Source organism: Tumebacillus sp. BK434 (assembly GCF_004340785.1).
Taxonomy (GTDB): domain Bacteria; phylum Bacillota; class Bacilli; order Tumebacillales; family Tumebacillaceae; genus Tumebacillus_A.
Genome location: NZ_SLXS01000002.1, coordinates 812,500 through 834,952, shown reverse-complemented (window position 1 = coordinate 834,952; position 22,453 = coordinate 812,500). Strand labels below are relative to the sequence as shown.

The 22,453-nt window shown below is 53.1% G+C and carries 26 protein-coding genes; 11 read left to right on the top strand and 15 right to left on the bottom strand.

The features are described from left to right. Positions 1 to 68 precede the first annotated feature (68 nt). The 3 genes from EV586_RS08045 to EV586_RS08035 all read left to right on the top strand — a co-directional run bounded on the left by EV586_RS08045 (position 69) and on the right by EV586_RS08035 (position 2,702). Positions 69 to 746, top strand: coding sequence for a phosphopantothenoylcysteine decarboxylase domain-containing protein (locus tag EV586_RS08045; RefSeq protein ID WP_132944546.1), 678 nt, complete (start codon positions 69 to 71; stop codon positions 744 to 746). Between the two features lie 127 nt (positions 747 to 873). After that, on the top strand, positions 874 to 1,416 hold the full coding sequence (locus EV586_RS08040; RefSeq protein ID WP_207893867.1) for a DUF6886 family protein: 543 nt from the start codon (positions 874 to 876) through the stop codon (positions 1,414 to 1,416). Continuing rightward, on the top strand, positions 1,398 to 2,702 hold the full coding sequence (locus EV586_RS08035; protein WP_132944544.1) for a GNAT family N-acetyltransferase: 1,305 nt from the start codon (positions 1,398 to 1,400) through the stop codon (positions 2,700 to 2,702). The genes EV586_RS08040 and EV586_RS08035 overlap by 19 nt, the downstream gene beginning before the upstream one ends. Before the next feature lie 46 nt (positions 2,703 to 2,748). On the opposite strand, the gene EV586_RS08030 is transcribed toward EV586_RS08035, so the two are convergent. Continuing rightward, positions 2,749 to 3,276 carry a GNAT family N-acetyltransferase gene (locus EV586_RS08030; protein WP_132944543.1) on the bottom strand — a complete coding sequence of 176 codons (528 nt, stop codon included), beginning with the start codon at positions 3,274 to 3,276 and terminating at the stop codon, positions 2,749 to 2,751. A 436-nt stretch (positions 3,277 to 3,712) separates the two neighbouring features. Here EV586_RS08030 and EV586_RS08025 point away from each other — a divergent pair, with 436 nt between their 5' ends. The 5 genes from EV586_RS08025 (at position 3,713) to EV586_RS08005 (ending at position 7,324) form a co-directional block, all read left to right on the top strand. Then, positions 3,713 to 4,408 (top strand): response regulator, encoded by a 696-nt coding sequence (locus EV586_RS08025; protein WP_132944542.1) that lies wholly within the window; start codon positions 3,713 to 3,715, stop codon positions 4,406 to 4,408. After that, the gene (locus tag EV586_RS08020) at positions 4,405 to 5,685 is read left to right on the top strand and encodes a sensor histidine kinase (RefSeq protein WP_132944541.1); all 1,281 of its coding nucleotides are present in this window, start codon (positions 4,405 to 4,407) and stop codon (positions 5,683 to 5,685) included. Before EV586_RS08025 ends, EV586_RS08020 begins: the two co-directional genes overlap by 4 nt. A gap of 44 nt (positions 5,686 to 5,729) precedes the next feature. After that, entirely contained in the window at positions 5,730 to 6,053 is a 324-nt protein-coding gene (locus tag EV586_RS08015) for a winged helix-turn-helix transcriptional regulator (protein WP_132944614.1), read from the top strand. 136 nt (positions 6,054 to 6,189) lie between these two features. Further along, positions 6,190 to 6,576 carry a DoxX family protein gene (locus EV586_RS08010; protein WP_132944540.1) on the top strand — a complete coding sequence of 129 codons (387 nt, stop codon included), beginning with the start codon at positions 6,190 to 6,192 and terminating at the stop codon, positions 6,574 to 6,576. A 37-nt stretch (positions 6,577 to 6,613) separates the two neighbouring features. Further along, a complete protein-coding gene (locus tag EV586_RS08005; RefSeq protein WP_132944539.1) occupies positions 6,614 to 7,324 on the top strand; it encodes a pirin family protein in 711 nt (236 codons plus the stop codon). 121 nt (positions 7,325 to 7,445) lie between these two features. Here EV586_RS08005 and EV586_RS08000 read toward each other — a convergent pair whose 3' ends face one another. The 9 genes from EV586_RS08000 to EV586_RS21290 all read right to left on the bottom strand — a co-directional run bounded on the left by EV586_RS08000 (position 7,446) and on the right by EV586_RS21290 (position 12,951). Next, a complete protein-coding gene (locus tag EV586_RS08000) occupies positions 7,446 to 7,721 on the bottom strand; it encodes a DUF4830 domain-containing protein (RefSeq protein ID WP_132944538.1) in 276 nt (91 codons plus the stop codon). Positions 7,722 to 7,910: 189 nt separating this feature from the next. Next, a complete protein-coding gene (locus EV586_RS07995; protein ID WP_132944537.1) occupies positions 7,911 to 8,294 on the bottom strand; it encodes a VOC family protein in 384 nt (127 codons plus the stop codon). A gap of 104 nt (positions 8,295 to 8,398) precedes the next feature. Continuing rightward, positions 8,399 to 8,722, bottom strand: coding sequence for a thioredoxin family protein (locus tag EV586_RS07990; protein WP_243652967.1), 324 nt, complete (start codon positions 8,720 to 8,722; stop codon positions 8,399 to 8,401). A 184-nt stretch (positions 8,723 to 8,906) separates the two neighbouring features. Beyond that, complete coding sequence (locus EV586_RS07985; protein WP_132944535.1) at positions 8,907 to 9,395, bottom strand: cation:proton antiporter regulatory subunit; 489 nt, start codon at positions 9,393 to 9,395, stop codon at positions 8,907 to 8,909. A gap of 15 nt (positions 9,396 to 9,410) precedes the next feature. After that, positions 9,411 to 10,628, bottom strand: a complete 1,218-nt coding sequence (locus EV586_RS07980) for a cation:proton antiporter (protein ID WP_132944534.1) — start codon at positions 10,626 to 10,628, stop codon at positions 9,411 to 9,413. A 366-nt stretch (positions 10,629 to 10,994) separates the two neighbouring features. Beyond that, positions 10,995 to 11,711, bottom strand: coding sequence for a hypothetical protein (locus tag EV586_RS07975; RefSeq protein WP_132944533.1), 717 nt, complete (start codon positions 11,709 to 11,711; stop codon positions 10,995 to 10,997). An 18-nt stretch (positions 11,712 to 11,729) separates the two neighbouring features. Then, a complete protein-coding gene (locus tag EV586_RS07970) occupies positions 11,730 to 12,224 on the bottom strand; it encodes an SRPBCC family protein (protein WP_347812671.1) in 495 nt (164 codons plus the stop codon). A gap of 187 nt (positions 12,225 to 12,411) precedes the next feature. Further along, a complete protein-coding gene (locus EV586_RS21295; RefSeq protein WP_207893866.1) occupies positions 12,412 to 12,543 on the bottom strand; it encodes an FDLD family class I lanthipeptide in 132 nt (43 codons plus the stop codon). A 273-nt stretch (positions 12,544 to 12,816) separates the two neighbouring features. After that, positions 12,817 to 12,951, bottom strand: a complete 135-nt coding sequence (locus EV586_RS21290; protein ID WP_207893865.1) for an FDLD family class I lanthipeptide — start codon at positions 12,949 to 12,951, stop codon at positions 12,817 to 12,819. 490 nt (positions 12,952 to 13,441) lie between these two features. Here EV586_RS21290 and EV586_RS07965 point away from each other — a divergent pair, with 490 nt between their 5' ends. Then, positions 13,442 to 14,515, top strand: a complete 1,074-nt coding sequence (locus tag EV586_RS07965) for a hypothetical protein (RefSeq protein ID WP_132944532.1) — start codon at positions 13,442 to 13,444, stop codon at positions 14,513 to 14,515. Between the two features lie 75 nt (positions 14,516 to 14,590). On the opposite strand, the gene EV586_RS07960 is transcribed toward EV586_RS07965, so the two are convergent. After that, on the bottom strand, positions 14,591 to 15,880 hold the full coding sequence (locus EV586_RS07960; RefSeq protein ID WP_132944531.1) for a helix-turn-helix domain-containing protein: 1,290 nt from the start codon (positions 15,878 to 15,880) through the stop codon (positions 14,591 to 14,593). Between the two features lie 269 nt (positions 15,881 to 16,149). Here EV586_RS07960 and EV586_RS07955 point away from each other — a divergent pair, with 269 nt between their 5' ends. Then, complete coding sequence (locus EV586_RS07955; protein ID WP_132944530.1) at positions 16,150 to 17,340, top strand: helix-turn-helix domain-containing protein; 1,191 nt, start codon at positions 16,150 to 16,152, stop codon at positions 17,338 to 17,340. Between the two features lies 1 nt (position 17,341). Further along, a complete protein-coding gene (locus EV586_RS07950; RefSeq protein WP_132944529.1) occupies positions 17,342 to 17,656 on the top strand; it encodes a hypothetical protein in 315 nt (104 codons plus the stop codon). An 81-nt stretch (positions 17,657 to 17,737) separates the two neighbouring features. Here the strand turns inward: EV586_RS07950 and rlmD are convergent, their stop codons facing one another. The 4 genes from rlmD to EV586_RS07930 are packed head-to-tail and all read right to left on the bottom strand — an operon-like array spanning position 17,738 to position 22,412. Beyond that, positions 17,738 to 19,246, bottom strand: coding sequence for a 23S rRNA (uracil(1939)-C(5))-methyltransferase RlmD (rlmD, locus tag EV586_RS07945; RefSeq protein ID WP_132944528.1), 1,509 nt, complete (start codon positions 19,244 to 19,246; stop codon positions 17,738 to 17,740). A 21-nt stretch (positions 19,247 to 19,267) separates the two neighbouring features. Beyond that, entirely contained in the window at positions 19,268 to 19,633 is a 366-nt protein-coding gene (locus tag EV586_RS07940) for a nucleotide pyrophosphohydrolase (protein WP_132944527.1), read from the bottom strand. A 3-nt stretch (positions 19,634 to 19,636) separates the two neighbouring features. Then, positions 19,637 to 21,553: a RecQ family ATP-dependent DNA helicase gene (locus EV586_RS07935; protein ID WP_132944526.1), complete on the bottom strand. Its 1,917-nt coding sequence runs from the start codon at positions 21,551 to 21,553 to the stop codon at positions 19,637 to 19,639. Beyond that, positions 21,546 to 22,412, bottom strand: coding sequence for a hypothetical protein (locus tag EV586_RS07930; RefSeq protein ID WP_132944525.1), 867 nt, complete (start codon positions 22,410 to 22,412; stop codon positions 21,546 to 21,548). The genes EV586_RS07935 and EV586_RS07930 overlap by 8 nt, the downstream gene beginning before the upstream one ends. Positions 22,413 to 22,453: the final 41 nt, after the last annotated feature.

Below are 22,453 nucleotides of genomic sequence, written 5' to 3'. Positions count from 1 at the left end.
TAGATTACCACGACTTGGAAGTTAGCTCAAGGGGTGATATAGTAGATTCGACGGAGGGATGACAGAAGATGACACGACAACATCACACCATCCTCATCACCGCAGGCGGCACCTTGGAAAAATGGGACGAGGTGCGCGGCCACACCAACCTGGCGCGCGGCACGATGGGATGTTATCTGGCAGAACAGGCTTTGGCCGGCGGTGCTCAGGTCGTGTATCTGCACGGATATTTTGCGCAGTTGCCCGCCTCGCATCCCAAGCTGCGGCTCGTGCCGTTCATGGGAATTGCAGACCTCGGCGAGAAGCTGCAGGCTGTGTTGACCACCGAGGAGATTCACGCGGTGATCATGACGGCAGCGGTGTCCGACTGGGTGGTGGACAAGATGTTCGACCAGCAAGGCAACCCCATCACCGACACCGGCAAGATCTCCAGCGACAACCCGCCGGTCGTCCATTTCAAAAAAGCGCCCAAGGTCATTTCCAAGATCAAAGACTGGCGCCCCGACACGTTCCTCGTCGGCTTCAAGCTCGAACACAACGCCGACCCCGACTACCTGCTGCAGCGCTCCCGCCAGCGCATGGAGACATGGCGCGCCGACCTCGTCGTCGCCAATGCGTCCCGTTCGCTCTATTCCGAAGCGACCCCGCACTATCTGGTCCCGCGCTCCGGCGAAGTCGTGGTCTGCCCCGATAAAAAGACAACTGCAGAGCGACTGCTGCAAGCATTGAAAAAGGGAGAGGCCTAGCGCCGCTCCCTTCTTTCTCGTTTCGATCGCAGCAGAAAAGATCGGCCATCCGCGATTCTCCTTGACATTCCCTCCCTAAATGTGGAAGTCTATGAGATACCAAGATTTTCGGGAGGCGATGAGAGAGATGATGTATCACTTTAGCGAAGATCCTTCGATTCGGCATTTTGAACCGCGCCTGCATCCGTCACACCCGGACAAACCGGCGATGGTATGGGCGATCGATGAAGCGCGCGCGCCCATGTATTTCTTCCCGCGCGACTGCCCGCGCGTCGCTTTTTGGGCCAAGCCGGACACGACCGCAGACGATCAAGAGCGCTTTCTGGCTCACACGGCGGCCCGCATGGTGATCGCCGTCGAGAGCCGTTGGTGGCAAGCGTTGCAGAACACCGACCTCTACGTCTATCACCTGCCCGACGAGACGTTCACCTGCATCGACGAAGGGGCGGGCTATTTCACCTCGCTCGAAGCGGTCACGCCGCTTTCTGTAGAGCCGGTCGGCGATCTGCTGGCCCGGCTTGGCGCGGCCAACGTCGAACTGCGCCTGACCCCGTCCCTGTATCCGCTGCACGATGCGCTGAAGGAGACCAGCCTGCATTTCTCGATGATCCGCATGCGCAACGCCATTCGCGAAGAGGAGGAACTCCGCCGATGTTCGACAAAGGCTTGATCCGCGACGATGTCGCCTACAACCTGATCTATGACGAAACGACCGATACCGTATTGATGGTGCACAACGAGACCTACTGGGGACTGCCCGGCGGCAAGCGCGAAGACGGCGAAACGCTGATCGAAGCGGCCAAGCGCGAGGCGAAAGAGGAGACCGGCTACGACGTGGAAGTCGGCGCTCTCCTGCACATCGCCGAACGCCAGATCCGCGATGTGCACGTCCTGTTCATCACCTTCGCGTCCCGCATCACCGGCGGGACGGTCTGCTTCGACGGCGAGGAGATCCTGGCGGTCGAGTGGAAACCGGTCTCGGAAGCGGAAGCCCTCATGCCCTGGCTGGGTGACATCCGCTCGCTCTTGCATCACTCCGCCCGCTACATGATCGAAGACCCGCATCCGGAAGCGGCTGCAACCGGGCTCGAATTTCACCACTCCTACAGCGACGACCCGGCAAAACGAGAAGCCCTGATCGCACTGTTCGAGTCGGCATTCGGCATCCCGCCCGACTTTTTCCATGACCTGCTCGCCAAAGGGTTCTGGGACCCGACCTATCGCCCGCTCTCCTATTTCGCAGGCGAGCAAGCGGTCGCCAATGTCAGCTTGTTCGACTTCCCGCTCACCCTGCAGGGAAAATCGGTCCGTGCTGCCGGCGTGCAATCGGTCATGTCGCATCCCGATTATCGCGGCAAAGGACTGATCCGTCAGCTGATTGCCGAACTGCTGAACCGCTATGAGCAGGAGTACGAGTTGATGTTCCTCTACGCCCGCGAGCATGCGATCTACGAAAAGTTCGGCTTCCGTCTCGTGGCACAAAGTCACTTCGTTTGTGAAAACGTGCCGCGTTCCGCCCGTGCATCCTCCGCCCCGCGCGGTCTCAATGTGAACGTGGAATGGGACAGCCGCCTGCTGAAAGACCTGTTCGCCAACCGCCGCCCCGTCTCCAACGTCATGGGGCCGGAAACGCACATGTCATCCTTCTTCTTCGCGACGCTCGCTGCGCCGGAGATCAAGATCGCCTACCTGCCCGATCACCACGCAGCCGTCGCCTACACCGTTCGGGACGGAACACTCCATCTCTACGATGTGATCGGCGCGCAGATTCCCAGCCTTGCCAACCTGCTCGCCGGCTTGGCGCTCGAGGTGCAGCGGGTCGAAATCTACTTCACCCCCGACCTTCTGGACATCGAATACACGGCACTGGAGCCCACGACCGATGCTAAACTGATGGTGCGGGGCGAGTTGCCGGAGCAGTTGCTGTTTCAACTGCCGCCAACAGCAGAATTTTAAACAAAACCGCTCTCAGCGATCCACGCCGAGAGCGGTTTTCTTCTGCCTATTTGTAATTCTCGTTGATGATCGCCAGCACCTGATGATCTTCCCACTTGCCGTTGATCAGCACGTTTTGCCGTGCGATGCCTTCCTTGACAAACCCAGCCTTCTCCAACACCCGGATCGAGCCGATGTTATGCGGCATCACCCCGGCTTCGATCCGGTGCAGATTGAGCTCTTGGAAGCCGAACTCCGTCGCCATGCGCACCGCTTCGCTCATATAGCCTTTGCCGTTTTGCTGCTCATCGAGGTAGTAGCCGATGAAGCAGCTCTGCAGCGCCCCGCGCAGAATCTCCGCGAGCGTCACGTTCCCGATCAGTTCCCCCGAGTCCTGCAGGAAGATCCCAAACGAGTAGCGCTGCTCCGCTTCCCGTGCGCTCCGCTCGTTTTGGAGGCTGGTCAATTGCCCTTCCAGCGTGTAATACTCCTCCGGCCGCACCGGGATAAACTTTTTGAAAAACGCCCGGTTTCTCACATGCAGGTCCAGCATGCCCTGTGTATCTTCTTCCGTCAGCAGTCTGATCGTAATCATTTTTGTCACCCTCCCTGAAAGTAAAAAACACCACAGGCACCTGCCTGTGGCGTAGATCTCTCCGAAAAGAAAGCAAACCACAGGCTGCAACCTGTGGTGTCATGCTCCACGTCAGTTGCAGTCATATCCGTTTTTGGACAGACTTCCCCCGTGATTGGCAGCACCAAAGAAAACAGCAGTCGAGTACCCGAACCCTTTTGCCAAAGACTTTAGCGATCTTTTCTTCATGTCGAGCACTCTCCTTTCCTGTGTTTTCTGCATCTAGCGTACCACAGTTGGCCGCGATTTCACAACCGCATCGCCACCCCAGAAGATCGCCAGCGCCAAAACGGGATACAAGATCTTGTTGGGAACTTGTGAAGTTCCGATGCGAATCCATTGAAATCCCCCACAATCCGCCGGAGACAGGGTACACTGTGAGGGAGGTGAAGCTACGATGGCCCCGACATTGCTATTAGTGGATGACGAAGAAAAAGTACTGGACTTCATGGCTCCTTTTTTGCGCCAGGAAGGCTTTCAGATCTTGACCGCCCAGACGGGCCAAGCAGCGCTGCGCATCGCAAACGAACAGCAGCCCGCGCTCGTCGTGCTCGACTGGATGCTCCCGGAGATGAGCGGCATCGAAGTCTGCCGGGAACTGCGTAAACATAGCCGCATCGGCATCATCATGGTCACCGCCAAGACGGAAGAGACCGACAAGATCATCGGTCTCGAAGTCGGAGCGGACGATTACATCACCAAACCGTTTTCCCTGCGCGAGCTCGCCGCCCGCATCCGCTCCGTTCTGCGCCGCATGCAAGGCGCGGAAGGACAGGACGCACAGGATGACACCCTCAAGCGCGGCGACCTGACCATCTCCGAAGCCCAGTGCCGCGTCTGGAAGCGCGGCGAGGAGATCGCGCTCACCCCGACTCAGTTCAAACTCCTGCTCAACCTCGCCGCCAGACCTGGCATTGTATACAGCCGCCTGCAACTGCTGCAGGGTGCGCTCGAAGATGATTTTCTCAACGACGAGCGCACGGTGGATGCACACATCAGCCAACTGCGCAAAAAGATCGAAGACGAGCCGTCCAGTCCGGCTTACATCCAGACGGTTTACGGCTTCGGCTACCGCTTCGGAGACCGCAAATGAGCGTGCGGCGCAAACTGTTTCTCACCATCGCCCTGTTTATCGTCGGCATGGGGCTGGTGTTTGCCTTTGCCACCCAAGTGGTGATCCGGGGCATCCTCGACGTGATGATCGAGGCGCCGAAGCGCACGGAGATCGCCGAGATCCTCGCCCACTATGACGCGCCGGAGAGGATCGAACTTCCGGCGGAGACGAGCATCCTTTTCCTGAGCCGTGACAAAAGGGTGCTCTACAAGAGCGGTGCCGCCACCGAGCAAGCGCTCAAAATGTTTGGCATCAAGAGCCCGATCAAGCAAAACGGGCAGACGGTCGCCTTCCTCTACTACCACGATCCCGACGTCGACTACATGTCGAAGCTCAGGATGGGCGTGCTGAATTCGACCCGCTTTTTGCTGTTGGTCGGCACGGTGATTTTTGTGCTGATCTCGCTCGTCGTCGCCTATCTGATGTCCAAACGCCTGACCCGACCGCTCCGGGCGCTGCTGCCGGTGATCGACCGGCTCGGCCAAGGCGAGTTCGGCGTTCAGGCGCCGGTGCTGAGCCGCGACGAGCACGGCAAAGTCGCCGCCGCGTTCAACAAGATGTCCAGCCGGCTGCAGCAGGACGAAGAGGTGCGCCGCAACCTCGTGGCCGATGTGGCCCATGAGCTGCGCACGCCGCTGACGATCATCCGCGGCAAGCTCGACCTCTTTCAGCAGCACGGCGAGCCGATCGAGCCGCAGGAACTGCTGCCCCTGCAAGATGATCTGATCCGCCTGACCCGGCTCGTCGAGGACCTGCACCAGCTCTCCCTCGCCGAAGCCAAACAGCTCCCCCTCGACAAAAAGCCGACCGATCTCTCCGCCCTCCTGCACCGCATCGTCGAGCGCGTCGCGTTCGATGCAGAGAGTAAAGAGATCAAGTTGTCCTACGTGTCCCATGCGCATGACGCGATCACTCAAGTTGACTCGAACCGCATCACCCAAGTCTTCCTCAACCTCTTGATCAATGCGATCCGCTATACACCAGAAGGCGGCCAAGTCTCGGTGGTCCTGGAGGAGCAGCACGGCGCCCTGCGCACCACCATCACCGACACCGGCTTCGGCATCGCCCCCGAGCACCTGCCCTTCCTCTTCAACCGCTTCTACCGCACCGACAGCGCCCGCGACCGCAACAGTGGCGGCATGGGGCTTGGTTTGGCGATCGTCAAAGAGTTCGTGCTGGCACACGACGGCACGATCACGGTGCAGAGCGAACCGGGCCAAGGCACCACTTTCACAGTTGTCCTGCCCTTCATATGATATAATAGAGTGCAGAAACAGGAGTGCATAGCGAGGTGATTCTGATGTCCGACTCGGAGCTCTGTCCGAAATTTGAAAAAGGCATGCAACTGCTCAGCAAACGCTGGAACGGATTTATCATCTATCAGCTGCTGTGCGGCCCGCAGCGTTTTGGCGAGATTCAAAGCGCGCTGCCGATCAGCGGACGCTTGTTGTCCGAACGGCTGAAAGATTTAGAAGAAGAAGGCATCGTCACCCGCGAGGTCTTCCCGGAAGTGCCCGTGCGGGTCGAATACGCCTTGACCGAAAAAGGACGTGCTCTGGAATCGATCATTCGCGGCCTCGAAACATGGTCCGAGGCGTGGGTCGGTCTTGAGCAAAACCAATAAATCGCAGTTCCCCAAACCAATTCCTCCGCGGAATTGGTTTTTTTCTTTCCGCTTGACATATTCCGTTACCCATCGTAATATACTTACATAAAGTAACTAACAAACAAAAAATAATCGTAAAGAGAGGTATTTTCTCATGAACCTTGGACTTTTGATCATCCGTCTTGTCATCGGCCTGCTCTTCATCGGGCATGGCGCACAAAAACTGTTTGGCTGGTTTGGCGGCTACGGCCTGAAAGGCACCGGCGGCTGGCTGGAATCGATCGGTGTCAAACCGGGCGTGCTGGCGGCACTGCTCGCAGGTCTGGCCGAACTGATCGGCGGCGCCCTGTTCGCAGCCGGCGTCTTCACCCCGATCGGCGCTGCGTTGATCGTCATCACCATGCTGGTCGCCATCGTCACCGTTCACGGCAAAAACGGCCTGTGGTCGACTTCGAACGGGATGGAGTACAACCTGGTGCTGATCGCAGCAGCAGTTGGCGTCGCGCTGACCGGACCGGGTGCGTACGTATTGTTCAACTAAAATTGGTGATTCTGTTGAAGAGAAGGAGTGAACTACCATGATCGACATTCGCCCGGCCACATCCAGATATACGGCAGACCACGGCTGGCTGCAGAGCAATTTCAGCTTCTCCTTTGCCGAGTACTACGACCCTGACAACCGCCTGTTTGGCCCGTTGCGCGTCTTCAACGACGATGTGGTGCAGCCCGGAAACGGGTTCGGCGAGCACCCGCATCAGGAGATGGAGATCGTCTCTATCGTCCTGCGCGGCCAGCTGCAGCACCGCGACAGCATGGGCAACACCGAAGTCCTCCGCCCCGGCGAAATCCAGCGCATGACCGCCGGGACCGGCATCGTGCATTCGGAGTTCAACCCGTCCGAGACAGAAGACCTCAGCTTCTTGCAACTCTGGTTTCTCCCGAGCATCCGCGGACTGGAGCCATCTTACGAGCAGCTCGCCTACGATCAGGAAGCGCTGATCAACCAGCTCCTGCCGGTCGTGTCCAGCCAACCGTCCTCCGAACGGGTGGCGCGCATCCATCAGGATCTGACGCTGTACCTGTCCAAGCTGGAAACAGGCAAGTCGCTCAGCTTTGAACAGGAGTCTGGCCGCTACCTCTACGTCTTCGTGATCGAAGGCAGCCTGACCCTGAACGGCGAGACGCTCCACACCCGCGATGCCGCGCGGATCACCGATGTGACCCAATTGGAAATCGCGAGTGACAGCGGCGCACACTTCATGCTGATCGACCTGCCCGCACAGGCGTAAGGACTGAAACAACATGGAAAAAGCCCGTCCGACAAGTGATGAACTTGTCAGACGGGCTTCTTACGTCCTCGGCACCAATGTTTAGAGCGACTAGTCTGCCACGGCAGTCTTTTTGCGCAGCTTACTCCCCGCCCTGCATGGCACCCTCCCGATCATCGATCGGGAAGATCCCTGGGGACGCATCCGGAAGCACAACATGACTCGCGACAATCTTTCCATCTTGCTCAAACAGTACGGCAGTCAGAGGACGGCCTGCACGTTCTTCTTTTAATTCATATCGGAAATCGTGTAGTTCCTGACCGGTATAAGGTGTAAGGTCAACTCCTGCTGCCTTGTAATTTTCCAACACTTCTTTTGAAATGCTGTTTTTCGGGTGTATCGGTAAACTTGTTGCCAAACTTGTATACCTGTTGCCAGCATGGAACTCATGATCAACGACTCTGCTTTTTCAAAACTATCAAAAAATCGATAGGTAATTACATATCTAATTATACAATAATATCCATATGCAGATCATCACGCAAAGTCTTTCACAAACAAAACACCACAGGACATTGGCGCCTGTGGTGTTTTGTTTCCTCATCGATTACGCCTTGCTCTTCTCCGAAACGGCGAAGTAATTCTCCTCACCGTCCGCAAAGTTAAAGACCCGGCTCGGCCCCATCGAGACGATCTCGCCGACTTTGACGTTTTTATTTGTCAGGTCGCGGTGCAAGCCTTCGAGGTCATCCGTGAAAAACATCAGCGACGGCGTGCCGAGGTTCAGCCCCGGCGACATTTTCGCCACGAAATCCTTGTCGTGCAGAACGATGCTCGTTTCCGCGTCCTTGGTGGGCGCGATTTCGATAAATCGCATGTGCCCGTTGTTTACCTCCGAGATGACTTGGAACCCGACTTTTTCTGTCCAAAACTCCACCGCTGCATCCTGATTGTTCACGTACAGCATAATCTGACCGACTTTGTTGATCATTGTCCTGTTCGAAACTCCTCTCGTGGATACCTATGTAACTTACTCTCTCTATCATATCAGATCGAACATCGTCTGATACTCGAAATGAATCCCCATGTTCAACATCAGCTCAACGCCTCGACCCAGCCCTGCACCGCCTCCTCCAACTTCCCAAACACCACAAACCGCGCCTGCCGATGCACCTCTCTGCCTTCCGCAAACAGCAGGATCGTCGGAGCCGTAAATACCAGAAACTCCCCTGCTACAGCAGGCGACTCATCCGCCGATACGACCACGGCGCTCACCTGCGGATACTTCGTCAGCAGTTCTTCCGTTTTCACATACACATCATCGCACACACCGCAGTCTGCCGTTTTGATAAACAACAGGCATAGCGGCTGAAGGCTGATATGCTCTTGTACCTCTACTAAATCGGCCAATTTCTCCACTGCCATCACCCTCATCGAAATATTATTGCCCTTCGCATCGCCTTTCGGTCCGCTCTTCCGTTTACCCTTCCCATTTTTGAGGGCTTCTTCTTATTTTTTGGGATCGCTTTTGGCATCGATATGAACCCTTTACCAACCAGCCACGAAAATGACCATGATCCGCAAGATCATGGTCATTTCTTGTTTATCCGTGCAGCAAAAGTTCTTTCAACTGCTTGATTTGTTTTCTTTCCCCGGCCATGACAAGCGTCATATTGGCTCTCAGCTGATCATCTGGGCCCGGATTAATTTTCTGCTGCCCTTTTTCCACGATGGCGAGGATCGTGGCTCCCGTGCGTTGACGGACTTCCAGTTCCGCGATCGTTTTGTTGATACACTTGAAGGAAGGTTCCACTTTACACCACTCAATGACCAGCTCTTCAAGAGACACCTGGATCGAGTCCAGCGCTTTTGGCTTGTAGGTCATCCCGCCGATGATCGAAGCGATCTGTCTGGCTTCATCGTCCTCCAGCGTCACATGGGAGATCGTTTCGTCTGGATCATCCTTCTCAAAATGGTAGATCTCTCTTCTGCCGTCGTCGTGAATGACAATCACGATTTTATCGCCAGCATCCGTTTCAACCTGATATTTTTTACCGATGCCCGGAAGCTCGGATTCACGAATGGTTCCCATGTTTTCAACCTCCGTTTAGGATTCTGATTGCGCTTTTTCCTTCGGTTTGCTCCATTTAAATATCTTATTCAAGCCGCTGTAGATCAGCTTTGACTCCTTCGCTAACAAAGGCCCAAGGATCGCCAAGATCAAGACGTACAGGGCGGAAAAAGGTTTCAGCATCGGCATCAAACCGGCTGCAATACCCAAATTCGCCACGATGATCGTAAACTCCCCCCGCGCCATCACGGTAAGACCGATGTTTGTCGAAGCCTTATGTGACAAATCTGCGTTGCGCCCGGCGATCATGCCTGCGATCATGTTGGCCAAGATCGTCAGCAAGACGGCTCCAATCGCAATCCAGGCCGCATCGCCAAGCGTTAACGGATCGATGCTCAAGCCAAAGCTGAAGAAAAACACGGCGCCGAAGAAATCTCGAAATGGAACGACGAGATGTTCAATCCGCTTGCTATGCACCGTTTCAGACAAGGCAAGACCGAACAACAGGGCACCGATCGCTTCGGCCACATGCAGTTTTTCGGAGAAGCCTGCGATAAAGAACAACAGTGAAAACACAACGATGATCAAGATCTCATTCGATTTGATGTTAAACAGTTTGTTGAGCAAGGGGGTCGCTGTTCTGGCGATGACGAAGAACAGCAGCATGTATCCCATTGAGATCCCTACCGACAGCAAAATGCCGCCGACCGATGTCGCCCCGCCAAGAAGCAGGCCTGACATGACCGATAGAAACACGGCGAGGAAGAGATCATCAAACAAAATCATACCCAGAATCAGCTCGGTCTCCGAGTTACCTGTACGCCGGAGATCCACCAGCACTTTCGCTACGATGGCGGTGGAAGACACGGACAGCATCCCGGCGATGATCAACGTTTCATACAACGGAAACTTGACCAAAAAACCGTAAGCCAACCCGATGACGAAATTCAACACAACGTACGTGGTGCCTCCAAATACGATGTTCCGTCCTGATTTGACCAACTTGGAAACTGAGAACTCCAAACCGATATAGAACAAGAGAAAGAGAACGCCTATTCTCCCAAGAAATGATATCACTTCTTGACTTTCTATAAAGGTGAAGTCAAAAATGCCGATAATTGGAGCGTGGGGGCCGACCAGCATACCAAGAACCATCAGAAATGGTATGATGGAGAACTTAAGCTTTGCAGCAATCAATGATGCGATCGCAACCAACAATAAAGCAGTTCCGACCTCAAAGATTATGTGATCCATTCAACGATCCTCTCCCCTCCCTTATTTTACACCTTCTATTATATTATTCAATTCCGCTCGGAATTATTGACTCAACCACCTTACTGTGACCATTTTTCAAACTATTTAGATTGATTTACTAAATATTTCTATAAAAATCCGATTTACGAAGCCTCTGATGAGCGAACTTGCCTTTTGTGGCAAACACGGATTACGAAACACATCCGCCTCAACACCGGGGTCTCAATCCCCACACCCAAGTTCTACAGCTTCGAAGATCTCCCCAGTTCACCACGCAGGATCGTTTCATCTGAAGCAGGACGATAAGAAAAAAATGCCTTGGCAGCAAGCCGAGGCATTTTTGTTTCGTAACAACACAACAGATTGTTATTTCATTTCCTTGACTTTCTTGACGAGCTCTTGTTTGCTCTTCCCGGCAAATTGACTTTGCAAAATAAACTTCGCAGGATGTTCCTTGAATTCTTTTGGATCAACGGTGGCAACCAGTTGCTCGCCTTCAGAGATTTTAATTTTCCCTTGAACAACCCCCACAACGTTATATCCGTTTTCAGGGTTGCCACTTTTTCTTAGAAACACAAAATATTGTTGATTCGACTTCATTACAGTCGACCCATCAAGTGCAATCTCGACCAAACCCTTTATCTCAGTTGGCGGATGATTCGGATCGATGCGGGTTTCATTGCCTTTTACTTGTGATGGGTCAAAGATACCACCGTCTTCTGAAATAACAATGGAGGTACCTCTCGCTGACCCCTCTCCTTTGTAAATCTCCTTCAATACCGCATTCGAACGAGTCCCTACCGATGTTTCGCCTAACTTTATGGTTGTCTGATCATTGACTTGGACCACTGCCACCAGATCGGCTTTCTCATACATGGTCTTCAAATCAGGATATGTCATCATATTCCCATGATTGTTAACAATCGGGTACGTATTCTCAGGCTCATAAACGATTGACCTCTGTTCAACATTGCGACTGCTTTCGGCTCCTAGGGTATGTTCAGACGAGGTTTGACATCCCGTAAGTACCATTGCCAAAAGCGCTGTTGCTACGACTTGGATCGTGTTCATTTTATAGTTCATATTTCCATCCTCCAAGTTTTAGTAGAGTTTCCCGTAGATCTTCTGTACGCCTTCGACCTCATCTGAAGTTGGAGCTTTAATTCCATATTTATAAAAGTTGAACGGATTGGGATACATCAAATGATCCAAGTACCCTTTCAAACAGGTCAGGACATACACCCAACCTTCTTTGTTGTCCAACAACTTGCTGATCAGTTCAGGATCGTCTTTGGTGAAACCTTCTTCTTTCACTTCAATGATGGTGGTCGCTGGATCTTGTTCCTCCAACGTAATGGTCACCACCGACCCGCCCCAAGAAAATACAATTTTTCGGTGAGCCTCCACTTCCTGAACGTTGATTTCCACTTCTGCATTGTACTCCTCGTATCGCCAGGTGATCGTCTCGCCTTGAATCAGCCTGCCCGAGCCGGAAAACCAGTAGTTCGACATCTTCTCAGGATCGACAATCGCTTCAAACACGTTCTCAACCGGTGATGCGATCTTCATCTTCGTTAGATTGTACAAGTCGCTCAACTCGTTTCCTCCTCGTGTGCTACCGTCATTTCCTAACATGTAGTGTATCTTTTTCAACAGTCGCTGGGCAAGTCTGGAAATCGCAGAGCCGATGCAGCCGAGAAACGTCTGTGCGAGACGCAAGCCCCAATTTCTATAAAAATAAAAAGCCATCACTCGTTTGGAACAAGTGATGGCTGGGTTATCCTTACATTACGTCGTTGATGCAGTCGCTGACGAGGATCGAGTGGAAGCACCCGCCTGACCAAGCCAAAGGACTTACCTCATCCGACGGAGCGGTCGTTTGTACTTGCACATCGAGATCGAACAATTTTTCCATGGAAAACTACCCCCTAGTGTATTGGTTTGCTCTAGAATGTATGTCTTAGTTCGTAATTTGATTATAACATTCTGACTATTGTAATACCAGATATGTTTAAATAAAAGTTATACCCGAAGAAATACAGTCGTAGTACTTCTATCATTTATCATGTTTTATCACATACTGAACACGCAGAATGTCCTCCAACACTTTTGCCATCATCAAGCGCTCATACTCCATTTTCAAAAAAAGAAAGCCATCACCCGTTTGAAACAAGTGATGGCAGGGTTATTAATACGCCTCTTCTGCGACGCATTCTTTGATGAAGATCGATTTAAAGCACTCGCTCGACCAATCTTCAGGACTTACCCCAGCCGACGGAGCGACCGAGTTCACTTGCACATCGAGATCAAAGAATTTTTCCATGATAAACTACCTCCTATAATATTGGATTGTCCTTGAATGTATGTCCTAGTTGATGATTTGATTATAACATTCTGACGATTTTATTTCTAGATGTTTTTAAGTAAAGATTATATCGATCAATATACAGAGGAAATACCTTTATAATTTATCACGTATTTATCCGGCACTGAATATGCAGAGAAGTACTCATGTACATTCATTAGCAAAAAATCGACCGACCATGATGATCTGGTCGGTCGACTCTTTGTAGCAGCAATGAATAATCACCTTCTCCGCTTCTTCGACCATTTGGCATGGTCCGCATGGTAGCAAAACAAGGACTCCGGATCACGTGTCTCTATTTGAAGATACAAAAGTCCTATTGACTATGAGTAAATAAAATATATACAATTTAAAATAAGTTGTAGTGGTTATACAATAAAACAAACCAACGCAGATGTTTTATTACAAACCTCTACAACAATACGAACTAAGGAGGGTAAAGTAAAGAATGAAAATCAAACATTTGGCAATGACTTCAGTATCAGCTGTATTGTTGTTTTCGTTTTCACTGACAGCTCCAACGTTTGCCCAAGCTAGTGAAAAAGAATCTTACACCATCGGTAGTGAGGCCCTTGCTTTCTTGCAAAATCACAAGGTTGATCTAACTCCGTTTAAGAAGTCCAGTGCATTCAACGATAAGGTCTCCAGTCAGCAAAACCCGTCGGTTAGTCTTTCAAAATCGAGTTTGTATAATGAAGATATCTTGTCACTCAAGCAACAAGCTGCAGCCTACAACTTCACCGATGAGCAGATCCAACAATACGTGCACGGGTTAGTAAACACTACGCCCAACATTATCAACGGCCCCAGCACCAGTGTGAATACTTACAGCGTTACTGCTATGCCCTTGTCCACTCGTACGGATTCCGGTGGTGTTGGCTATGAAGTAAAATCCTCTTCCGGTTGGAATCAAGCGACAGCCTTTGCAACAATCCCCACTGCTTATCGAGCAACCGCTACATCTGGATACATGTTTTATACGGTATCCTCACCCACATCAAATTGGGCGATTGATGTCGGTTTGTGGTATGGATCCGGATACGATGGTACTGGCTGGCGAGGCGTTTACAACAGCAATGATCCTGCCCCCACAGGCGGCCAGCATGCTACAACCGGCGTGCTTAGTGCATTGACGCCAGGAAAAGTAGTATACCTCCAGTCGAAAGTAAGGTCTGATGGGTACCTGGAGACAAAGGTTCTTGACGGCAAAAATTTTAGCATTGTGTATGACAACCAGCTTTACTATGTCGGCAGCCACAACATCTATACCTCGAACGCTATTTTCAACCGACAAATTACGTTGTGCACAGACAATGGTCTCTTTACCAACGGTTCCTATATGCGCAATGCTAAATTTGACAGCGCATACCTGTATTCGGATACCGGCTATGCTCCGGTATCGTCTGCAAACACCGTTTCCAGCCGTCGAGGAGCGTTTGGATCAAACAGTTCGACTGTGAATAAGGTGACTGTGAACAGCTATACTCAGTGGGATTCTGAAGACATTACCATTCAATTCTAATCCTTACTCCGAAGGCCCCTTTCATTTTGAAAGGGGCCTTTCGTGTTCATCTCCACCTCTATGACGTATTGCTGCCTATAATGCAATCCCCCGCTCCTGCAACTTGCCTACCATCGTCACATGAAACCCGCTTAACATCCGCAGCGCCTCCTGATACTCCCCCTTCTGCTCCAACACACCGGCCAACTTCAACGCGACCTCTTCCATCTCAGCAAGTAGATCATGCGTTTGAAAGATGGTCATCGCCTGCTGCAGATACTTCCTGCCCTTCTCCAACTCACCTCGGCCAAACTGTACCATCCCCATCACCCGATACACCTTCCCCACCGCCGGATGATCATGCGGAAGCATCAACCTCGCTTTTTCCGCATAGCTTCCAGTCGCTTCGTCCTGCTCAGACTCAAAACACAGAGCGGCCAGATCCGCGTACCTCTCCCCCGCTTTTACCAGATCATTTCTCTTCTCATACCACTTTGCCATCTCCAACAACTGCTGAACAGAATCGTCCTGGCTGTCCCTCCGCAAAAGGATCAACTGACGCTTCCACTCCATCGCCTGTTCCTGCTCCTTCACTTCCCCCAACAGAACCGAAGCCTTCGTCGCATACTCCTCTGCCAACTCATACCTCTTCTGCCGGTGAGCAGTCAGGGCTGCATGCAGATACAGTTTCCCCTTCTTCTCCAAGTCCTCCCCATCGTCACAAAGCGCCGCCGCTTCCAAATAGTATCGAACCGCCTCCTCCGCCTTCCCCATCTTCTGATAAATTGCAGCCATTTGCGTCACCAGCGAAAGCCGTACAGATCGCATCCCCTCTCCCATTTCCCCAGACGCCTCCAGCGCCCTGCTCGTATGAAACAAAGCAAGCGTACACTCCTTCTCCCGCATCGCTGCGTCCCCTAAAAGCATCAGCACACGGATCAACCGCTCCTGATCCTTCCCAAGCAGCGCTGCTTCTTGCACCTCCTGAAAAATCTCAGTCGCCTGTTTCCCCTGCCCGGTCTCCAAGTAACAGACACCCAGTTCCATCATCAGATCCATCCAAGAAACCTGCCCATTCGCCTGCTCCCGCACCTCCTCCAGCAAAGGAATCGCCGACAAATACTGCCCCGCACACACCATCCCCATGGCCATCTTGTACTTGCTCGTCACTTCCATTTCCAAATGCAAATCCTTCAACAAATACTCCATCGCCACATCCAACCGCTCCGCAATCGCCGCCAACACCCGATACGACGGCCGCGCCCGATCCGCCTCAATCTGCGAGATCATACTAGGTGTGCAAATGCCATTCGACAGTTCAACCTGGGTCATCCCCTTCTTCATCCGAAACTCACGAATTCGCGCGCCGATTGTTGTTGTCACCACTAGTTATTCCTCCCTCTGATTACAAATGCTTCTATTACCATTGTATAGAAGGAGTTAAACTAAGGAAGGTGTTTTTAATAACTCGTATCACATGTTTGATGCAGATTGTTTAGACTGATATTTCTGTGTATTTATAAATGGATTTTCGAATTATGTATAGAAAATCATTTAGGTTTGTATATACATCAGGGTGTTATTTGTTTATCATATAACTACTAGTTTTTACTTTCGACGACCGTTAATAACCTCATCTGAATAAGGAGGGCAGCATGAAGACTTTCGAACCAGATACCCAGAGCTTCGTCATCCCACCCCAACTCGGCCAGCGCATCATGGAGATCATGGAGGAGAAAGGCAAAGCCTTCACCCAACAGGCCCTCGCCAATCGCATTGGGATGAACCGGGTGACGCTTTCCAAAAAGCTGCATGGGGAGCGGGATCTTTACCTGTTTGAATTGAGAAGAATTGCTGATGCCCTACACCTACCCATAGAACGATTGCTTTTAGAGGATACAAAAGAGGATCAAGTTGAATTAGAAGGACTTCTTGAAAAACTTGAAAATTTGCCAAGAGCATTAGAATTAGCTACCAAAATTTCTAGTATCGCCGTAGGTATAACAGAGAGAACAAAATCCCTAAACGATCTTGGCCGCGCATACTACATTCTAGAAAAATATGATGAAGCATTTGAAACATGGCTACTTGCATTCGAGTATGCACAAAAAATAGCAAACAAGAACAATGACACATCAATGCTGTTTAATATCATCGCAAACCTAATGCTGACATATTCTATCCGTAAGGAGTACTCCCACCTTTCCGAAATCATTTCAACTGTCGAACCACACTTTGCAAGTGACCCATTTCGAGCCGGAGTTATTTGTTACTCGTTAGCCAAAATTGCAGAGAACCAAAACAATTATGAAGCAGCTCGAAGACACTATCATAGATCGCTAGATTATTATATAAGCACCCAGCATCAATTGAGCATTGCTCGTGCCACTCACAACACAGCGGCTTTCGAATTCCGCCAGGGCAATTACCAAGTATCTAAAAAGCTCTTTGAGGATGCACTTCCGTATCTGAATGACCATATGTCTAAACTCGTGAGTCTGAAAGAGCTGGTCAAAACTTTACTGATGATGCAAGAGACTGAGCTTGCCAGTACTCATATCAATACAGCTTTCGAGTTGATTAATGGAGTTGTTAGTAGCGGAACCCATTACGCTGTTTTTGAGGCAAAGTTCCACCTCTTAAAATCAATGGTTAGTAACAATCCACACTTTGCAATGAAAGTCTTAGATATGAAGGTTGATGATCGGACAAAGTCTTTTGCAGCAAGGTATTTACTTGATTTCTATGAAGATAATGATGACTCAGCACAAGCAATCAAATATTATAGAATCGTAAGGAATCTTTCAAATAACGTACTCCCTATTCTGGGCGAGGAGGATTTTTAACTTGAGGAAATTAACACTTGTCAGCTTGATATTTTCCTTTTCACTACTGTTGCCCTTATCATCGATTCCCATTGCCGAGGAACTTCCACCGCAAACCTTTGTTCCCACTATGGTTGCGCAAGATCTGCCGCCGTTACCACTTGCTATTATTAAGTACGCACAAGACATTCCGCCTGCTCCACATACGGCTCCTGCTTCGGGTTCGGTTTATGTAGCGCAAGCCCATACTGAACAACTCCTACCTCCAGTACCCACCTTCAACTCCTACCTGGCTGAGAATCAACCGCCTAACCCATTTGGACCGGCTTTGATCTAAGAAACGAAAGTGCGTAGAAAAGGCTCCGTTCAAAAGAACGAAGCCTTTTCTATACCAACTTTCGCATTCACGCCACATCTCTTATGTTTTCTTCCTCACTAAAACCGTCACACTTTCCACATGCGCCGTCTGCGGAAACATATCCACAGGGGTCACTTTCTTGATCTCATACTTCTTCCCCAATTGCCCACAATCTTTCCCCAATGTGGATGGATTGCACGACACATAGACGATCCGCTTCGGGGCAGTTTTCAACAGGGCGTCGATCAGATCCTGATGCAGCCCCGTCCGCGGCGGGTCAACGACCACAACATCGGGACGCAACCCCTGCTTCATCCAGTCCACCAAAATCTTCTCGGCTGCACCCACGACAAAACGGGCGTTATCCACACCTGACAGTTTGGCGTTGCGCTTCGCGTCTGCGATCGCTTCCGGCGTAATATCCATCCCGTGGACTTCTTTCGCCTTCGGAGCCAGCCACAGTCCAATTGTCCCCACGCCGCAGTATGCATCCACAACGACTTCTGTGCCTGTCAGTTCCGCCGCATCTGCCACGAGATTATAAAGCTTCGGCGTCTGCTCCGGGTTCAACTGGAAGAAGGCTCTTGGGGATAACGAGAACTGCACGTCACCCAAGCGCTCCTGGATATCCCCAGTTCCCCACAGGGGGAGCGTTTCATCCCCAAAGATCAGGGACGTCTTCGCCGGGTTCACGTTTTGCATGATCGAGGTGATCTCCGGGATGCGCTCGAGGATCTTTTTCACGAGCTCTTTCTTCTGCGACAACTCCCTTGTTCTTGTCACCAAGGTCAGCTGACATTGCCCTGTTTCAAAACCGACGCGAGCCACCACGGTGCGCAACTCGCCTTTATGTACTTTCTCTTGATACAGCGAGATTCCCAGCTCTTTCGCGATGTCGCGAACTTCCTGCACGATACGGTTGGTCATGGGGTGCTGCACGGCGCAACCGCTGACATCGACGATCTGGTGCGAACCCGCTTGAAACAGCCCCACGACCACTTCGCCTTTGTGTTCCACAATGGGCAGTTGCGCTTTGTTCCGGTACCCCCACGGGTCGGCCATGCCTACGGTGGGCTCTACGGGCGGCTTCTTCAAGCCGGCGTAGCGGGAAAGGGATTCGCGCACCAGTTCGCGCTTCATCTCCAGTTGAGCCGGATAGCTCATGTGCTGGAGCGTGCAGCCGCCGCACTGGTCGTACACGGCGCAGGGCGGCTCGACGCGGTCTTTGCTCTTCTGCTTCACGCGGATCAACTTACCCACAGCATGGCGCGGCTCGACCTTCACAACCTCCGCGACCACCTGCTCACCGGGCAAAGCGCCGGGGACGAAGATCACTTGGCGCTCGGCATAGCCGATGCCTTCGCCGTTGATCCCCATGCGTTTCACTTCAAGATCCACAACCTGCCCGACATTCAGTTTGATCCCCGGCGGCTTGTAATTCTCGTCCCGCGCCTGCACGCGGCCGCCCGGCTTCGCCCCGCCGGCCGCACGAGCCCCGCCTCCTGCGCCAAAGCCTTTTTTCCCGTATCCGCCTTGCTTGTTCCGCTCTTTGCTGCCCTGGTTATTCACAACCTGACCTCCATCCACAAACTATTCCACAAAACGCACAACGTCGACTGGGAACCGTACCTCATTTTTCTCCTGTTTCGATTGAACCGCCTCGGCAAGATCGATACCCAGCGCGCGGCAGAAGCTCAGCATGTAAATCATCACATCGGCCACTTCCATGCGGATCTCGTCGATCTTTTCCGGGCCGAGCAACTCCGGCGTAAAATCTTCGCGGTCGCCCCATTGGAAATGCTCCATGATCTCCGCCGCTTCAATCGCGATCGACATCGCGAGGTTCTTCGGCGAATGCGAACGAGTCCAGTTACGAGCCACCACGAAGTCTTCCACATACTTCTTCAGTTCGCCCACAGTCGTCACCTGATCGGAAAACTTGTTATCCACAGCCATTGTTTAAAACCCCTCTCCCCAATTTGCCAGCATCTGGCGGGCCTGTCTTATATTGTACTCTTTCTCCTCGCGTCGCAAAAGGGCTGCCACCGCCGGTACACAACGGCGGTCGCCGATCTTCTCCAGCGCTTTTAACGCATACTGCCGCACCTGCGGATTGCTGTCCTGCAGCATCGGCAGCAGATACGGGGCAGCTTGCGGCGCACCGATCTTGCCGATGGCGGAACATGCCATCCGCCTTGTCGTCACCGACGGGGATTGGAGCAGTTCGTACAGTCGCGGCAGTTCGTCTAAGTTCTTCTGTTGGCCGACGCGGTACGCTTCTTCGCCCTCCGTCATGGACAGCGACACATTGGTAGCCACTCGCGGGTCGAGCACAGCTTCTGGCAACAGGTCATCCAGAATCTGCTGCCAATCCAGTGCGCCAAGGGTGGCATCGATCAGCGACGGGTTGAGCTTCAGCTCGGCGTTGCACACATCGCAGCAGATCTCGGGACGCACGCGCAGATGCTCGCCAAAGTAGCTCAAGATCCCTTCGCGATGACACACGGGAGCGCGCAGCAGCTCGACCATGCGGTTCAGCTTGCCGAAGCGGCGCAGTTTCAGCCGCTCAATCGCATGCATCACGTCGAGACTGCGGCTGCGAATCCGCTCCAGATCGACGCGGGCGACCACGTTGTCGCCGGTGAAGTCGATCATCTCCAAGCCGCCGCTGTTCTCCCAGTGGTGGACGAGCAGGGACAGCTTGTCATCGTCCAGCCCCGGCCAGCGCAGCATCTCCCGCCATGAGCCGCGGAACAGACCGTCTTCGCCGATGCCTGCGTGGAACATGTGGCAGGCGGTGTCGAATTCCTTCTCGGTCGGAAACTCCCGCTTCATAAAGAAATGGTGAATCGCCCGGTCCTGCTCGTTGTAGATCGTCATGCACAGAGACGGCTTGCCATCGCGCCCGGCACGCCCTGCCTCCTGATAGTAGCCTTCGACGGACGACGGCACGTGCAGATGCAGCACGAAGCGGATGTCCGGCTTGTCGATGCCCATGCCAAATGCGTTGGTCGCCACGACGATGCGAATCCGCCCCTGCATGAACTCGTCCTGCACCTGCTTGCGTTCCTCCGGATACAGGCCGGCGTGGTAAAAGGCGATCGAGTCGTCCGGCAATGCCCGTTGCAGGAAGCGCGCCACCTCTTCGCACTCATTGCGCGAGGAGCTGTAGATGATCCCTGCACCCCGCTGTTTCCGCAAAAACGCCAAAGCTTCGCGGTACTTGTCCTCGCGTGTCGCCTCGCACTGAAAGACAAAGGAGATATTCGGGCGGTCGAATCCGGTCACGAATTGCTGGCAGTTCTGCATCCTCAGGTGGATCAGGATGTCTTCCTGCACCTCCCGCGTCGCCGTCGCGGTCAGCGCGAGCACCGGCACGTTGCCGAGCTTTTCTCTGACCACGCCGATCTGCAGGTAGTCGGTACGGAAGTCATGTCCCCATTCGGAGATGCAGTGCGCTTCGTCGACGACCAAGAGCGAGATCGGAATGTCGAGCAGCAAGTGCAAAAACTCCTGACTGCGCAGGCGTTCGGGGGCGACATAGACGATTTTGTAGCCGCCGACGCGCATGCCCTCCATGCGGTTGCGCACCTCGGACGGGGGCAGTGAGGAGTTGATGAAGGTCGCTTCGAGCATCCCCCGGCGGTGCATCTGGTCGACCTGGTCCTGCATCAGCGCGATCAAAGGCGAGATGACGAGCGTCACGCCGGGCAGAATCATCGCAGGCAACTGATAACAGAGCGATTTGCCCGCCCCGGTCGTCATGATGCCCAGCACGTCTTCCCCGTCCATCAGCGCCTCGATGATCTCCCGCTGCGCCCCGCGAAAATCCTCAAAGCCGAACAGCTGCTGCAGCGTTTCCCGCAAATCAACCATCTGCCGTCTCCTCCTCTCCGTTCATCTCAAGCGTCATCCGTGCGCCGATCAGCGCCACGGCTGCCCGCTCTTCTTCTGAAAAAAGCGACTCGACCTGCTCCTGCTCACTCCGGCCGAAACGATGAAACGCCTGTCGAATGCGCAGCTCCAAACCGGCGCTCACAAACGTGCGCAGGTCAAAATCGGCCTCGGCCCGGGCAGACTTCAGCAATCCTGCAACGGCTTCAGCAGACAGTGCGCTCGGGGAAACTTCCGCTTGGCGCACAGTAGCAAGCGTCACGTCCGACACAAATCGGCCAGCTTCATGCGACCCGCAACCATCCTGACTCACCATAGAATTTTGCAATCCCTCGGCATGATGGCTAGTATCCTGTGTGCTAACTTCTAATGAATCGGTCTGCGCCCCATAGCTCGCTTCCCCGCCTTCGCCAACCCGCGCTTGCAAAAACGCCAACAGCGGCGTCCGCTCTGTCGCGAGCTCGCCAAGCCGGGCATACGCCTGCGCTTCCCACGCGGCGATCTGCACCGCCTCCACGCCGAGACTCCCGGCCAACCGCTGCGCCGAATACCCGCGCCGTGCCGCACCGGGCAATCCGCACAGCAAGGCGGTCGCCAACTGCGGCTCCATGCCGCTGAGCAGGTCCATCAGCTCGGAGCGCAGCTGCAAGCCCAGCTCTTTGCGCCGCTCCCATAGCGGGGCACCTGCATACTGCTCCAGCCACGCCGACACTTGTCCTGCCAAAAATGACTCCGCCTGCCGCTCACCGGCCCCGCGCCGGGTCGCATCCTGCTCAACTGCATCTGCCAGCACCTGCAGCGCTTCAACGGCCACTCGGCCAAACTCCAGTTCCCTGCTCATCCGTTCATCACCTCTGTCTTCCACCTTACCATTACTCGCAC

What these genes read in the sequence shown, in the direction of transcription:
- EV586_RS08045 (WP_132944546.1), top strand. Translation starts at nt 69, where the DNA reads ATGACACGACAACATCACACCATCCTCATCACCGCAGGCGGCACCTTG.
- EV586_RS08040 (WP_207893867.1), top strand. Translation starts at nt 874, where the DNA reads ATGATGTATCACTTTAGCGAAGATCCTTCGATTCGGCATTTTGAACCG.
- EV586_RS08035 (WP_132944544.1), top strand. Translation starts at nt 1,398, where the DNA reads ATGTTCGACAAAGGCTTGATCCGCGACGATGTCGCCTACAACCTGATC.
- EV586_RS08030 (WP_132944543.1), bottom strand. Translation starts at nt 3,276, where the DNA reads ATGATTACGATCAGACTGCTGACGGAAGAAGATACACAGGGCATGCTG.
- EV586_RS08025 (WP_132944542.1), top strand. Translation starts at nt 3,713, where the DNA reads ATGGCCCCGACATTGCTATTAGTGGATGACGAAGAAAAAGTACTGGAC.
- EV586_RS08020 (WP_132944541.1), top strand. Translation starts at nt 4,405, where the DNA reads ATGAGCGTGCGGCGCAAACTGTTTCTCACCATCGCCCTGTTTATCGTC.
- EV586_RS08015 (WP_132944614.1), top strand. Translation starts at nt 5,730, where the DNA reads ATGTCCGACTCGGAGCTCTGTCCGAAATTTGAAAAAGGCATGCAACTG.
- EV586_RS08010 (WP_132944540.1), top strand. Translation starts at nt 6,190, where the DNA reads ATGAACCTTGGACTTTTGATCATCCGTCTTGTCATCGGCCTGCTCTTC.
- EV586_RS08005 (WP_132944539.1), top strand. Translation starts at nt 6,614, where the DNA reads ATGATCGACATTCGCCCGGCCACATCCAGATATACGGCAGACCACGGC.
- EV586_RS07995 (WP_132944537.1), bottom strand. Translation starts at nt 8,294, where the DNA reads ATGATCAACAAAGTCGGTCAGATTATGCTGTACGTGAACAATCAGGAT.
- EV586_RS07985 (WP_132944535.1), bottom strand. Translation starts at nt 9,395, where the DNA reads ATGGGAACCATTCGTGAATCCGAGCTTCCGGGCATCGGTAAAAAATAT.
- EV586_RS07980 (WP_132944534.1), bottom strand. Translation starts at nt 10,628, where the DNA reads ATGGATCACATAATCTTTGAGGTCGGAACTGCTTTATTGTTGGTTGCG.
- EV586_RS07975 (WP_132944533.1), bottom strand. Translation starts at nt 11,711, where the DNA reads ATGAACTATAAAATGAACACGATCCAAGTCGTAGCAACAGCGCTTTTG.
- EV586_RS21295 (WP_207893866.1), bottom strand. Translation starts at nt 12,543, where the DNA reads ATGGAAAAATTGTTCGATCTCGATGTGCAAGTACAAACGACCGCTCCG.
- EV586_RS21290 (WP_207893865.1), bottom strand. Translation starts at nt 12,951, where the DNA reads ATGGAAAAATTCTTTGATCTCGATGTGCAAGTGAACTCGGTCGCTCCG.
- EV586_RS07965 (WP_132944532.1), top strand. Translation starts at nt 13,442, where the DNA reads ATGAAAATCAAACATTTGGCAATGACTTCAGTATCAGCTGTATTGTTG.
- EV586_RS07955 (WP_132944530.1), top strand. Translation starts at nt 16,150, where the DNA reads ATGAAGACTTTCGAACCAGATACCCAGAGCTTCGTCATCCCACCCCAA.
- EV586_RS07940 (WP_132944527.1), bottom strand. Translation starts at nt 19,633, where the DNA reads ATGGCTGTGGATAACAAGTTTTCCGATCAGGTGACGACTGTGGGCGAA.
- EV586_RS07935 (WP_132944526.1), bottom strand. Translation starts at nt 21,553, where the DNA reads ATGGTTGATTTGCGGGAAACGCTGCAGCAGCTGTTCGGCTTTGAGGAT.
- EV586_RS07930 (WP_132944525.1), bottom strand. Translation starts at nt 22,412, where the DNA reads ATGAGCAGGGAACTGGAGTTTGGCCGAGTGGCCGTTGAAGCGCTGCAG.